The sequence below is a fragment of the Pantoea sp. PNA 14-12 genome, from assembly GCF_004364735.1.
GTDB classification, from domain to species: Bacteria; Pseudomonadota; Gammaproteobacteria; order Enterobacterales; family Enterobacteriaceae; genus Pantoea; species Pantoea stewartii.
The window spans coordinates 179,108-192,137 of the sequence record NZ_SOAJ01000007.1; the positions used below are offsets into that span (position 1 = coordinate 179,108).

Genomic DNA, 13,030 nt, shown 5'->3' on the forward strand with positions numbered 1-13,030 from the left:
GCAACCGCGCAGTAGTATAAAGGCAAGCCAGACGCTTTGATATGTCCATTTTTCCGGACGATAAGGAGATCGCGCGCATGGCTTTTCACACCTGGCAAATTGGACTGGATATTCAGAACCGGCAGTGCTGTGCCCTTGCCATCCTGCGTCGTCGCCGGGGTTGGCAATTATGCCACTGGTGGCAGCAACGGCTGCCGCAAGATACGTTAAGAAACGGTGTGCTGCAATCTTCCCCTGCATTGCTGTCTGTATTAAGCCAGTGGCGTAAGGTGTTACCACGGCGCTATACGTTACGGGTCTGTCTTCCCGCGCACCTGGCACTACAGCAACCGCTTTCTCTGCCTAATCCGCCCTTAAAAGAACCCGCACTGGGCCGCTTTGTCCGGGCATCCGCTCAGCGTCTTTTCCCGGTGGACCCCAGTGAACTGGCCCTGGATTACCGTGTCGATACCAACCTGGAACGGCTAAGCGTCACGGCTGCACGGCGGGATGTCGTTACGCAGTGGCGGACACCATTGGAGCAGGCCGGCCTTAAATGCTCTGTGTTTGAACTGGCGACGAACGCACTCAACATCGTCGCAGAACAGGCGCAACTGGCTGCGGGAAGTGTAGTGGTTTTACGCCAGGATGCACGTTACCTGTGGAGCGATGGCGTCAACGCCGCACTTTTTGCCGGAGAGGGCGATTTTGACGCGCTACGTGAGCAGGCTTTTCCCCACGCGACGTCGTTTTATTATTGTGATGCCGATAACGCATTGCCGCCGGCTGGCACGGTGCCGTTCTCTCCCCTGCAAACATTTCGCTATCAGCAGCCACCTTTGCCCGCGCATCCAGGGGCCTTCGTCCTGGCCGCCGGGCTGGCGTTGCGGAAAGAGGATTGCTGATGGTCGCTGTAAACCTTCTTCCCTGGCGGCACTGGCGCTGGCAGCGTCAACGGCGTCAGAGCTTACGTATGCTGGCTGTCACGTCAGGACTGATCGTGCTGCTGGTGGCAGGACAGTGCTGGCGGGATCATAAGGCGCTCAGACGGGTTCAGCGTCAGCATGTCGGCCTCAGTCATGCCCTTAAGGCCGCTGAACAGCAGGTGGTGCAGCAACAGCGACTGCTGAAACAACTGGATGAGGCGCAGCAGCGCCGCCACTGGCTGCACCAGCAGAGCAGGCAGTTTCACGTCTGGCAGCAACTCTGGCTTGCGTTGCCTGCTTTGCTGCCTGACGGGCTGTGGTTAACGCGACTGGATAAACGGGAAACGTCGTTACAACTGGAGGGCAAAGCGCAGCATATGCAGGAGATTCGCGCCTTTCGTCAGCGCTTAAGCGATGTGGCGCTGTTTTCACAGATCAAACAAGGCAATGTGCAACGCCAGCCTGAAGGGGAGTATCGCTTCGTCTTGCATATTCGCCTTAAGGAGGCGACTAGTGAGTAGCCTTACCAGGCACTGGATGCGGTTAGCTCCACCGCTGCGTTATGGCAGCCTGTTGGCGGGCGCGGTCTGCCTGCTGTGTGTGGCCTGGTGGACCGTGCTACAGCCGCAAAAACGGGTGTTGGCTGATGCCAGGCATCAATGCGTGCAGCAGCAGGCGGACCTGCAACAGCTGCAGCGACAGTTGGCTCACTATCCCGCCCTTGCTGTTTTACAGGCACAACTTCAGCAGATTCAGATGGAAAAGTCAGCCGCGTCATCGACGCTGGAGGCGATCATCGCAGAGCGGGGTGCAGCGCTTGAGCAGTGGCTGCCCGATGAACAGCCTCGAGCCCTCACTTTCCATCTGCAATGGGCCCAGTTTCCGCCGTTGTTTTCTGCGCTTTCAACGTCTGCAACGGCGTTTCCTGATCGCTTTCAGTTAACCGCTCATTCTGACTATCTGGTGGCGCAACTCTGGCTGGACGCTGATGAAACCCATTAGTGTTGTTCTGCTGTTACTCAGCTGTGGCGCTGGCGTTGCGCAGGCACGCGATCCGTTTCGTCCCCTTCCTGGCGCGGCCTGCCTGGCGGAGGTTGAACCCCTCAGCGAATGGCGTTTGCAGGGCATCATTGGTCGTGCTCCCCGGTTTCAGGGCTGGCTACTGACGCCACAGGGCAAATCTGTTCACGTCCTGAGCGACCAGCCTTTTCCGTTGTTCCCCTGGCAAACCCTCCGGTTTACTTCCCGTTCGCTTCAGCTATTTATTCCGGGCAGTTGCCCGGCCCAACGTTTCACGTTTCATCTCAAAGGACGCCTGCATGATAAGGATAGCGATTCTGACCCTCCTGCTGTTTTGCCAGATCCCCGCTCACGCCAGCCCTGATGAGGGCCTGAGCCTCGCGTTTGATGATGCGCCGATTGAGCGCATTTTACAGGCGCTGGCTGATTACCAGCAGATCAACCTGATGATCTCCCCTGAGGTTAACGGAACGCTGTCACTGCGGCTGGACAACGTCTCCTGGCAACAGGCGCTGTCGCTGGTCGCGCGGATGGCGCAACTGACTGTGCTGGAAGAAGATAACGTTCTGCTGGTTTATCCCGAGCGTTGGCAGCAGCAGCGGCGCGAAGCAGAAAAGGTACAACAGGCGGAAGCACGTCAGCAGCGTCCTTTAATGCAGCGCAGGATCAACCTGCTCTATGCCAGTGCCAGTGAGGTGCACCGCAGCCTGCAAGGGGAACGCCAGTCGCTTATGACATCGCGCGGGAGCGCCTCTGTGGACACGCGCACCAACAGCCTGTTGCTACGCGACATTGAACCGGCGCTGCAAGACACGGAGCGCTGGATTCAGGCGCTGGATGTGCCGCTGGAGCAGGTTGAGCTGGCGGCCCATATCGTGACGATTAGTGAAGAGAATCTGCATGAGCTGGGCGTCAACTGGCGACTGTCTGAGGATAGTGAAAGCCTCAGCCGGGCTTTACATCACCCGCTTCTGGCTATTCCCCTGGGGTTGAGCTCGCCCGCTGTTTCGCTGGGCGTCACGTTGTCGCGGACAGGCGGCAGAGTGCTGGATCTGGAGCTCAGTGCGCTGGAGCAGGAAAACCAGGTTGAAATCATCGCCAGCCCACGGCTTTTTACGTCGCATCAGCAAACCGCGTCGATTAAACAGGGCACCGAAATCCCTTATGAAGTCTCAGCCGGTAACAGCGGCGCAACCAGTATCGAATTCAAAGAAGCGGTGCTGGGCATGGAAGTCACGCCCACCGTTTTAGGCAATGGCCGCATTCAGTTGAAAATACGTATCAGCCAGAACGTGCCGGGGCGCGTGGTTCAGACCAGCGCCTCGCAGGTGCTGTCGATTGATAAGCAGGAAATGGAAACGCAGGTGACGGTTAACGACGGGCAAACACTGGCCCTGGGCGGTATTTTCCATCAGCAGCGCACTCAGGGACAAACGCAGGTGCCGTTACTTGGCCGTCTGCCTGTCGTGGGGGGATTATTCCGTCAGCAGGCTGAAGAACATAAAAAACGCGAGCTGGTGATCTTCATGACGCCGCGATTGGTCAGGGAAGCAGCGCTTACGGCACGATAAAACGGAAAATGTGCCCTTAAAGTTTAACTGCGTTGACGCAGGACAGGAATTAGCTTACAAGGTTTAGCGATTTTTAACACGTTGTAAGCGTCTGAGTTGGAAGAACCCGGCAAGCAGATGAGCGAATTCCTCTGTACGCAGTCATGTCACAACGCTTTACTGACGCCTTACAGTTTCGCGAACAACAGGCCAATTCAGAAATGGATGTGCTGTAAGCAATATAATCGGTTGCCAAACAGCCTTGAGTGTTGAGATAATTTTTCGTCTGACTCTTGCTAACGCTCATGAGGTCTCAGTTCCTGTCCCGCCAGTAAAATGCTGAAAGCGGGGTATCATTAACGAATTCTTAGTAATACCGACAAAATGGCAGAGAAACGCAATATCTTTCTGGTTGGGCCGATGGGTGCCGGCAAAAGCACTATTGGCCGTCAGTTGGCTCAGCAACTCAATATGGAGTTCTTCGATTCCGATCAGGAAATTGAGCGACGCACCGGAGCGGATGTGGGCTGGGTTTTTGACGTTGAAGGCGAAGCTGGCTTCCGCGATCGTGAAGAAAAAATCATCAATGAACTGACCGAGAAGCAGGGCATCGTCCTGGCGACCGGCGGTGGCTCCGTAAAATCCCGGGAAACACGTAATCGTCTCTCCGCCCGCGGCGTCGTGGTTTATCTTGAAACCACTATTGAGAAACAACTGGCACGTACGCAGCGTGACAAAAAACGCCCCTTACTGCAGGTCGAGTCGCCACCGCGTGAAGTACTTGAAGCGCTGGCCGCTGAACGCAACCCGCTGTATGAAGAGATCGCCGATGTTACCATCCGCACTGACGATCAAAGTGCAAAAGTGGTGGCGAATCAGATTATCCACATGTTGGAAAAAAGTTGATCCAACGTTTGAAAGCTCTTTGACAGGTATCGAGCATCATGGAGAAGATCACCGTTTCATTGGGGGAACGCAGTTACCCCATCACTATCGCCGCCGGACTGTTTAATGATCCGGCTTCTTTTTGGCCGTTAAAAGCGGGTGATAATGCCATGCTGGTCACGAACGAGACGCTGGCACCGCTTTACCTGGATAAGGTCACGGCGCGGCTAAAGGCGGCGGGAGTGAAGACGGATCAGGTGATTTTGCCCGACGGTGAGCAGCACAAAACGCTGGCGGTGATGGATCAGGTTTTTACCGCCCTCCTGCAAAAGCCCCACGGGCGCGATACCACGCTGGTGGCGCTGGGTGGGGGCGTGATTGGCGATCTTACCGGTTTTGCTGCGGCAAGCTATCAACGTGGTGTGCGGTTCATTCAGGTGCCGACCACGCTGCTGTCTCAGGTTGACTCGTCGGTTGGCGGAAAAACGGCGGTTAACCATCCTCTTGGCAAAAACATGATAGGTGCGTTTTACCAGCCCGCTTCGGTCGTGATTGATACGGAATGTCTCCGGTCACTGCCTCCGCGTGAGCTGGCGTCCGGTCTGGCTGAAGTGATTAAATACGGCATCATTCTGGACGGTGAATTCTTTCACTGGCTTGAGCAAAATCTTGATCGCCTTCTGGCGCTGGATGAAGCCGCGCTGGCCTGGTGCATCCGTCGTTGCTGTGAGCTGAAAGCCGAGGTTGTCGCCGCGGATGAGCGTGAAAACGGTCAGCGCGCATTACTGAATCTGGGTCATACTTTTGGCCATGCCATTGAAGCGCATATGGGCTATGGCAACTGGTTGCATGGTGAAGCGATTGCCGCTGGTATGGTGATGGCTGCGCGAACCGCGCAACGTCTTGGTCAGTTCAGAGAACAGGATTGCCAACGCGTTATCGCGTTACTGCAGCGCGCCGGTTTGCCGGTACACGGACCGGTTGAGATGCAGGCTGAAGACTATTTGCCCCATATGATGCGCGATAAAAAAGTGCTGGCGGGCGAATTACGTCTGATACTGCCTTTGGCGATAGGCCGCGCTGAAGTGCGTGGTGGCGTGGCTCATGATATGGTGATGGCGGCAATTAATGACTGCCAGAAATCTTGATATTCAGCAGGTAAGTGGTGACGCGACGCGCGGGTGCGCAGTGCGAACGGCCGCTTTACGGAGGAGGCAAAATGGATGAGTTCAAACCGGATGATGAGTTAAAACCTGACGCCAGTGACCGTCGTCCCTCGCGCCCACGTAAATCGTCCTCTGCGACGAAAGCTCCGGTCTCGCGCCAGCACGTCATGATGGGCGTTGGTATCCTTGTGTTGCTGCTGCTCGTGCTGGGCATTGGCTCAGCGCTCAACGGCGCTGACGACAGCAAATCCGCGTCGTCCTCTACTGACAAAGGCACCGCCACCAGCGGGGCCGCAGGATCGGGCAACGGAAAAAATATTGATCTCAGCGGCTCCACCGCCATGAGCGGCGGTCAGAACGCCACGGGAACAGCACAGCCTTCCACCGGCACTCCGAATGCAGCAGGAGCGGAACCGGCAGCGGGGGCGACAAATGCGCCACGTGATATTTCCATGCCACCGGTTGCATCCACACCCACGCAGGCAGCCCCGGTTGAAACCCCGGCTAATCAGCAACGCATTACATTACCCGGTGACCTGAACAGCGCATTGACCAACCAGCAACAGCAGGTGGATGGCGCCGCACAGGGTGCAGAAGGCAACAGTTCTCTGCCGACCGCACCCGCTACGGTGAGTGGGAAAGCAGGTGCAGCGGCGAGTCTTCCCGCTCCAGGTCGTCAAAACGCCGCGCAGGCACCCGTCACGCCGCGTCATACGCGTGAGCCTGCCAGAACGGCGTCTAAACCCGCAGCCAGCGAGCATAAAACCCACACAACGCCAGCGCACTCATCCGTGAATAACGCGCCGGCAAAAGCGGCGGGCAGTAGCGCTACGGCCAGCAAATCAGTACCGGGCGGCAACTACACGTTGCAGTTGAGCGGCGCATCTAAAGCGGAAAGCCTGAATGCCTGGGCGAAGAAGCAAAACCTGAGTGCGTACCATGTGTATAAAACCACGCGCAATGGTCAACCCTGGTATGTGCTGGTCAGTGGTTCTTACGCCACGCCGGCCGACGCAAAGCGTGCCGTTGCGACATTGCCTGCAGAGGTACGTGCACAGAATCCCTGGGTGAAACCGGTCAGTCAGGTCAGGAAAGAAGCCAGTCAATAAGTGATGTGGGGCCTGCCCATGCGGGCCCTGTTTTAAGCGCAGATCTGCTGTCGGTTCAACCACAGCCTCACAATAAGATGTAATTACCACGACAGCATGAAAAAAAATCGCGCTTTTTTGAAATGGGCGGGGGGAAAATTTCCCTTAGTCGAAGAGATCCACCGTCATTTGCCGCAAGGTGATTGCCTGATCGAACCCTTCGTTGGCGCGGGCTCCGTGTTTCTTAACACCGATTTTGATCGCTATCATCTGGCCGACATCAACAACGATCTCATCAATCTCTACAATATTGTCAAAACGCGCACGGCGGATTTTATTCGCGATGCGCGTTTACTGTTTACCAGCGAAACAAACAGCGAAATCCGTTATTACCAACTGCGCACGGAGTTTAACCTCAGTCATGACGCTTATCAGCGTGCGCTGCTGTTCCTCTATCTGAATCGCCACTGCTACAACGGCCTGTGCCGCTACAATCTGCGTGGTGAGTTCAATGTGCCGTTTGGGCGCTATCGTAAACCTTACTTCCCGGAAGCCGAGCTGCTCTGGTTTGCCGAACGGGCGCAAAAGGCGACGTTTGTCTGTGAATCCTACGATGTTACCCTGAACAATGCCCAAAAAGGCTCTGTGGTATATTGTGATCCGCCGTACGCGCCGCTGTCCGCAACGGCTAACTTCACGGCTTACCACACCAACAATTTTAGCCTGCATGAGCAGCAGCATCTGGCGCAACTGGCCGCAAAGCTGGCGTCTGAGAGTCAAATTCCGGTCCTGATTTCTAACCATGATACGGAACTGACGCGTTGCTGGTATCAGGATGCCGTGTTACATGTGGTCAAAGTCCGGCGTTCTATTAGCCGAAGCATAACCGGTCGCACCAAGGTCGACGAACTGCTGGCACTCTATAGCTAGTCTGTTTCGTCCGCGACCAGGGTACTACGCCAGCCATCATGCTGGCGCACAACAGTGGAGAATCGGATGAAACAATATTTGCTGGCCCCTTCCATCCTTTCGGCAGACTTTGCTCGCCTGGGTGAAGACACCGCGAAGGCACTGGCGGCCGGAGGCGACGTGGTTCACTTCGACGTAATGGACAACCACTACGTGCCGAATCTGACAATGGGACCGATGGTGTTGAAAGCGCTGCGTGACTATGGCATCACAGCCCCGATCGATGTGCATCTCATGGTGAAGCCAGTGGACGCGTTAATCCCCGAGTTTGCCAAGGCTGGCGCGACCTACATCACGTTCCACCCCGAAGCGAGCGAGCACGTTGACCGCACGCTGCAGTTAATCAAAGAGCACGGTTGCAAAGCAGGCCTGGTCTTTAATCCTGCCACTCCGCTCAGCTACCTCGACTATGTGATGGATAAACTGGACATCATTTTGCTGATGTCGGTGAACCCCGGCTTTGGTGGTCAGTCATTTATCCCCGGCACGCTCGACAAGCTTCGTGAAGCGCGTAAGCGGATTGATCAGAGCGGCTACAGCATTCGCCTTGAAGTCGACGGTGGTGTGAAGATTGATAACATTGCGCAAATCGCGGCAGCGGGTGCAGATATGTTCGTTGCCGGTTCGGCCATCTTTGGCCATCCGGATTACAAGAAAGTGATCGACGATATGCGGAACGAGCTGGAGAAAGCGAATGGCTCATTTCACTGATATTCGTGGGCTGGCCTTTGACCTGGATGGTACGCTGGTCGACAGCGCGCCGGGGCTGGCGGATGCGATCGATTTGACGCTGACAGACCTGGCGTTGCCTGCTGCTGGCGTGGCGCGCGTATCAACGTGGATTGGAAATGGTGCCGACGTTATGATGTGCCGTGCGCTGACCTGGGCACTCGGGCGCGAGCCACACCCGGACGAGCAGCGTGATGCGCGTGTGCTGTTTGACAAACATTATGCCAGCACGGTGGAGGCGGGCAGTACCCTGTTTCCTCAGGTCAAAGAGACGCTGACACGGTTACAGGCCACAGGCATGCCGATGGCGATTGTGACCAATAAGCCGACGCCGTTTGTCGCGCCGCTGCTGCAATCGCTGGGAATCGACCAGGCGTTTTCGTTGATTATTGGTGGCGATGATGTGGTGGTTAAAAAACCGCATCCTGCCGCGATTTTTCTGGTGTTGGGTAAATGGGGGCTGCTGCCCTCACAACTGCTGTTTGTCGGGGATTCACGCAATGATATTCTGGCCGCGCAGTCTGCCGGCGTACCCAATGTCGGCATGACGTTTGGCTATAACTATGGTGAACCTATTGCCAGCAGCCAGCCCGATCTGACCCTTGACTCTTTTGACGAACTTTTGCCCGCTATCGGGCTGTAATTTATCAGGACATAAGCATGAGCAAACCCATCGTTTTCAGCGGCGCACAACCGTCCGGCGAACTGACCATTGGCAACTATATGGGTGCGCTGCGTCAGTGGGTGCAGATGCAGGACGATTTCCACTGCATTTACTGTATCGTCGATCTGCACGCCATCACCGTGCGCCAGGATCCGGTTGCACTGCGTAAAGCCACCTTAGATACGCTGGCGCTCTATCTGGCCTGCGGCATCGATCCCGAGAAGAGCACCATCTTTGTTCAGTCGCATGTGCCGGAGCACACGCAGCTCAGCTGGATTCTGAACTGCTACACCTATTTCGGTGAGCTGAGCCGCATGACCCAGTTCAAAGACAAATCCTCACGCTATGAAGAAAACATCAACGCGGGTTTGTTCAGTTATCCGGTGCTGATGGCTGCTGACATTCTGCTTTACCAGACCGCGCAGGTACCGGTGGGTGAAGATCAGAAACAGCATCTTGAGCTGAGCCGTGATATTGCGAGCCGGTTTAATGCGTTGTATGGCGATATCTTCAAGGTGCCGGAGCCGTTCATTCCAAAATCAGGCGCACGCGTGATGTCGCTGCTGGAACCGACGAAAAAGATGTCTAAGTCGGATGATAACCGCAACAATGTGATCGGCCTGCTTGAAGATCCCAAATCGGTGGTTAAAAAGATTAAGCGTGCGATGACCGACTCTGAAGAGCCGCCGGTTATCCGTTATGACATTAAAGAGAAAGCGGGCGTCTCGAATCTGCTGGACATCCTGTCAGGCGTAACCGGTACGCCGGTGACCGCGCTGGAGCAGGCGTTCGAAGGCAAAATGTACGGGCACCTGAAAGGCGCGGTCGCAGAAGCCGTATCGGGCATGCTGACAGACCTGCAGGAACGTTATCATCGCTTCCGCAACGACGAGGCGTTGCTGGAAAAGGTGATGCGTGACGGTGCACAGAAAGCCCGTGCCCAGGCGCAGGAAACCCTGAAAAAAGTCTATGAAGCGGTCGGATTTGTTTCTCAACCCTGATCGGTAACGTTGTAAGTCAAACGGCGAGCGAAGGCTCGCCGTTTTGATTTCCCCCCCCGGCGTAATGGGCGGCGCAGGCTGACCACGCTGCCGACAAAGGAAAATGACGGCCAGGTACCACGCGCAAACGGAGCGGAACGTGTGCCAACCCTTCTTGCGTTTCGCTTTCGGTAATCATGTCATCTTATTCGTCCCCGACCTTTTGCTCCCGCGCCTGACCTGTCCGCAGAGGCAGGGCGCCGGTTCGGCCTCGTACGCGCTAAGTGATTTAAATAACGAATAAAGTCATCTGGAGCAGGGCAGAGAGATCGTGTTAGCTTTACTTCGCAGCGCTTAACGCATGAGGAGCCCGGAATGACAACAGCACCACTTCGCTGGATAAACAATCTGCGTTTGCCCACCCGGGAAGGGCTGTGGCAGATAGAGATCGTGGAAGGAAAAATCGCCCGCATCACGGCGCAGCCTCAGCAGCTGTCAGCCGAGGGCGCAGCACTCGATGCGGAAGGCGGCCTGGCGTACGCGCCTTTTATTGAGCCTCATATTCACCTGGATACCACCCAAACGGCGGGTGAACCGGCCTGGAATCAGTCCGGCACGCTGTTTGAAGGTATTGAGCGCTGGGCAGAGCGGAAAGCCTTATTAAGTCATGAGGATGTAAAACGGCGCGCGATGCAAACGCTGAAATGGCAGATCGCGAATGGCATACAGTTTGTGCGCACGCATGTGGATGTGTCCGATCCGACGTTAACCGCCCTCAAGGCTATGCTGGAACTGAAAGCGGAGATGGCACCTTGGATCACGATTCAAATCGTGGCGTTCCCGCAGGAAGGCATTCTGTCTTACCCTAATGGCGAAGCGCTACTTGAAGAAGCGCTGCGACTCGGCGCGGATGTCGTCGGCGCGATTCCCCATTTTGAGTTCACGCGGGAGTACGGCGTGGAATCCCTGCATAAAGCGTTCGCGCTGGCCAACCGTTACGACAGGCTGGTGGACGTGCACTGTGACGAAATTGACGATGAGCAGTCACGCTTCGTCGAAACCGTTGCCGCGCTGGCACACCGTGACGGGATGGGTGCGCGCGTCACGGCAAGCCATACCACAGCGATGCACTCGTATAACGGGGCTTATACTTCTCGTCTGTTTCGCTTACTGAAGCTCTCCGGCATCAACTTTGTTGCCAATCCCCTGGTGAATATTCACCTACAGGGTCGCTTTGACAGCTATCCCAAACGCCGCGGCATTACCCGGGTGAAAGAGCTGCTGGAGGCGGAGATTAACGTCTGTTTTGGCCATGACGACGTGTTCGATCCCTGGTATCCGCTGGGTACAGGCAATATGCTTCAGGTGCTGCATATGGGATTACATGTGTGTCAGCTGATGGGGTACGAGCAAATTAATGCCGGGCTCGATCTGATTACACGCAACAGTGCCAACACGCTGAATTTAGCAGAGTACGGTATTCAGCGTGGTCATGACGCCAGTTTTATCATTCTGCCCGCAGAAAACGGTTTTGATGCGGTCAGGCGGCAGGTGCCGGTGCGTTATTCGCTTCGGCGTGGAAAGGTCATCGCGGCGACGCAGCCCTCAGAGAGCAAAATCTGTCTGGAAACGTGGGAAGCGGTGACCTTCAGGCGTTGAAGCAAAGGGCGGCGCGTTGCCGCCGCCCTGAGAGGATTAATGCGTGATATGACCGTGCGAGCGGTGTTTGGTCACCAGGCCCAGCAACGCACACATGATAAACACCACGGCGTACAGGCCATTTGCCGTTAGCAGCGCGCTGTGCACGCCGCTGTTTTTCACAATGGGTGACGTAACGACGAAGGTCAGCATGGTACCCACGGTGCCACAGGTCAGAATAAAGTTAACCAGCTTGGGAGACGCGACTTTGGTTTGTAGAGAGCCGAGCGTAATGATGGTGGTATAGATCGCGCTTGAGCTGAAGCCCAGCGTCAGAATAATCCACCGCAACATGCTTGCATCCTGGCTGCTTACGAACCAGTACATCAGCACCGTGGCCAGTCCTGCCAGTACCATCAGAATACGTTGCAGATCGAAGAAGCGCAGCAGGAAGCTGAATACCCACATGCCGACCATATAAGCGGTCCAGAAGCTTCCTACCAGTTGACCGGCATCATCAATATTCATGCCCATCACTTTGGTGGCATATTCAGGCACCCAGGAAATAAAGCCGAGCTGGCCAAGAATGTAGCATAAGGCGGCAATCGCCAGTAACAGTACGCCCAGTCCCCATTTTTCTTTTTCAACCGTTGGGCTGTTCTCTGGCTTACGCAGAACCGGAAACTCCACGAATAACGTCATGATAAAAATACCGACGTAAATGACGCCAATGCAGACGTAAACCCAGTACCACGGCAGATGACGTGCCAGTAAAATGCCGGCCAGAATCGGGAAAATGGTGCCAGCCATACTAAAGAAGGAGTCCGTGAACAGCAGGCGTGAACCCCGTTGGCGGCCTTCGTACATGTGGGTAATCAGGAACGTCCCAATCGACATGGTGATACCACTGACGACGCCCAGTACGAACATGCACAGCGAAAATACCGACAGATCCCGGCTGGTCATCAGTCCGATAACGGCTAATACCATCAGCACAAAGCCAAAAATCAACTGGCGTTTGAGCGGCACAATGACCATCAACCAGGCATTAAGGAAAACGGCAGCCAGGATGCCACTGTTCAGGAAAGTGAAGGTGTTACCCATACTGTCGATGGGAATCTGGAAATCTTTCGCGATATCACCCATTACCATACCGGTGACAATCACCAGGGCACCGGTGAGCGCATAGGAAAGAAAGCTAATCCAGGTAAGGCCGATACGATTACGATTTGTCATGTTCTGAACCTGTTGGGAAGCGGGAGCGCTGAAGCGGCAGAAATTGTAAACGGAACCGTGATCTTAATAAACTAAGAGTGAAAACTGTTGTCATTCATTTCATCAATACTGTGATTTTAGTCACGAAGCGGAAGCAATCTTTTTCAGGCGTTTTTGGGTGCGTTTAGCGTAAATATAGGTAAAACGCTGGCTCTTGTATT

Annotated in this window: 14 protein-coding genes; 13 read left to right on the forward strand and 1 reads right to left on the reverse strand. The window is 55.4% G+C overall.

The features are described from left to right. Positions 1–77 precede the first annotated feature (77 nt). The 13 genes from pilM (at position 78) to C7434_RS20410 (ending at position 11,615) form a co-directional block, all read left to right on the forward strand. Positions 78–884, forward strand: coding sequence for a pilus assembly protein PilM (pilM, locus tag C7434_RS20350; protein ID WP_166649070.1), 807 nt, complete (start codon positions 78–80; stop codon positions 882–884). Then, positions 884–1,426 carry a PilN domain-containing protein gene (locus C7434_RS20355; protein ID WP_133745864.1) on the forward strand — a complete coding sequence of 181 codons (543 nt, stop codon included), beginning with the start codon at positions 884–886 and terminating at the stop codon, positions 1,424–1,426. The genes pilM and C7434_RS20355 overlap by 1 nt, the downstream gene beginning before the upstream one ends. Next, positions 1,419–1,907 carry a type II secretion system protein GspM gene (gspM, locus tag C7434_RS20360; RefSeq protein ID WP_133745865.1) on the forward strand — a complete coding sequence of 163 codons (489 nt, stop codon included), beginning with the start codon at positions 1,419–1,421 and terminating at the stop codon, positions 1,905–1,907. The genes C7434_RS20355 and gspM overlap by 8 nt, the downstream gene beginning before the upstream one ends. Beyond that, positions 1,894–2,289, forward strand: coding sequence for a HofP DNA utilization family protein (locus C7434_RS20365; protein ID WP_072209546.1), 396 nt, complete (start codon positions 1,894–1,896; stop codon positions 2,287–2,289). Before gspM ends, C7434_RS20365 begins: the two co-directional genes overlap by 14 nt. Then, the gene (gene hofQ, locus C7434_RS20370; protein ID WP_133745866.1) at positions 2,225–3,496 is read left to right on the forward strand and encodes a DNA uptake porin HofQ; all 1,272 of its coding nucleotides are present in this window, start codon (positions 2,225–2,227) and stop codon (positions 3,494–3,496) included. Before C7434_RS20365 ends, hofQ begins: the two co-directional genes overlap by 65 nt. A 363-nt stretch (positions 3,497–3,859) precedes the next feature. Then, the gene (aroK, locus tag C7434_RS20375; protein ID WP_033741572.1) at positions 3,860–4,381 is read left to right on the forward strand and encodes a shikimate kinase AroK; all 522 of its coding nucleotides are present in this window, start codon (positions 3,860–3,862) and stop codon (positions 4,379–4,381) included. Positions 4,382–4,419: 38 nt separating this feature from the next. Continuing rightward, a complete protein-coding gene (gene aroB, locus C7434_RS20380; protein WP_133745867.1) occupies positions 4,420–5,508 on the forward strand; it encodes a 3-dehydroquinate synthase in 1,089 nt (362 codons plus the stop codon). Positions 5,509–5,579: 71 nt separating this feature from the next. After that, positions 5,580–6,635, forward strand: coding sequence for an SPOR domain-containing protein (locus C7434_RS20385; RefSeq protein ID WP_054632976.1), 1,056 nt, complete (start codon positions 5,580–5,582; stop codon positions 6,633–6,635). Positions 6,636–6,731: 96 nt separating this feature from the next. Further along, on the forward strand, positions 6,732–7,544 hold the full coding sequence (dam, locus tag C7434_RS20390) for an adenine-specific DNA-methyltransferase (RefSeq protein ID WP_133745868.1): 813 nt from the start codon (positions 6,732–6,734) through the stop codon (positions 7,542–7,544). A 66-nt stretch (positions 7,545–7,610) separates the two neighbouring features. Then, positions 7,611–8,294 (forward strand): ribulose-phosphate 3-epimerase, encoded by a 684-nt coding sequence (rpe, locus tag C7434_RS20395; protein WP_006120997.1) that lies wholly within the window; start codon positions 7,611–7,613, stop codon positions 8,292–8,294. Further along, a complete protein-coding gene (locus C7434_RS20400) occupies positions 8,278–8,955 on the forward strand; it encodes a phosphoglycolate phosphatase (protein WP_058701417.1) in 678 nt (225 codons plus the stop codon). Before rpe ends, C7434_RS20400 begins: the two co-directional genes overlap by 17 nt. A gap of 17 nt (positions 8,956–8,972) precedes the next feature. Next, the gene (trpS, locus tag C7434_RS20405) at positions 8,973–9,977 is read left to right on the forward strand and encodes a tryptophan--tRNA ligase (protein WP_033741566.1); all 1,005 of its coding nucleotides are present in this window, start codon (positions 8,973–8,975) and stop codon (positions 9,975–9,977) included. 354 nt (positions 9,978–10,331) lie between these two features. Beyond that, a complete protein-coding gene (locus C7434_RS20410; RefSeq protein WP_133745869.1) occupies positions 10,332–11,615 on the forward strand; it encodes a cytosine deaminase in 1,284 nt (427 codons plus the stop codon). 36 nt (positions 11,616–11,651) lie between these two features. On the opposite strand, the gene tsgA is transcribed toward C7434_RS20410, so the two are convergent. Beyond that, entirely contained in the window at positions 11,652–12,830 is a 1,179-nt protein-coding gene (gene tsgA / locus C7434_RS20415) for an MFS transporter TsgA (protein ID WP_006120993.1), read from the reverse strand. Positions 12,831–13,030: the final 200 nt, after the last annotated feature.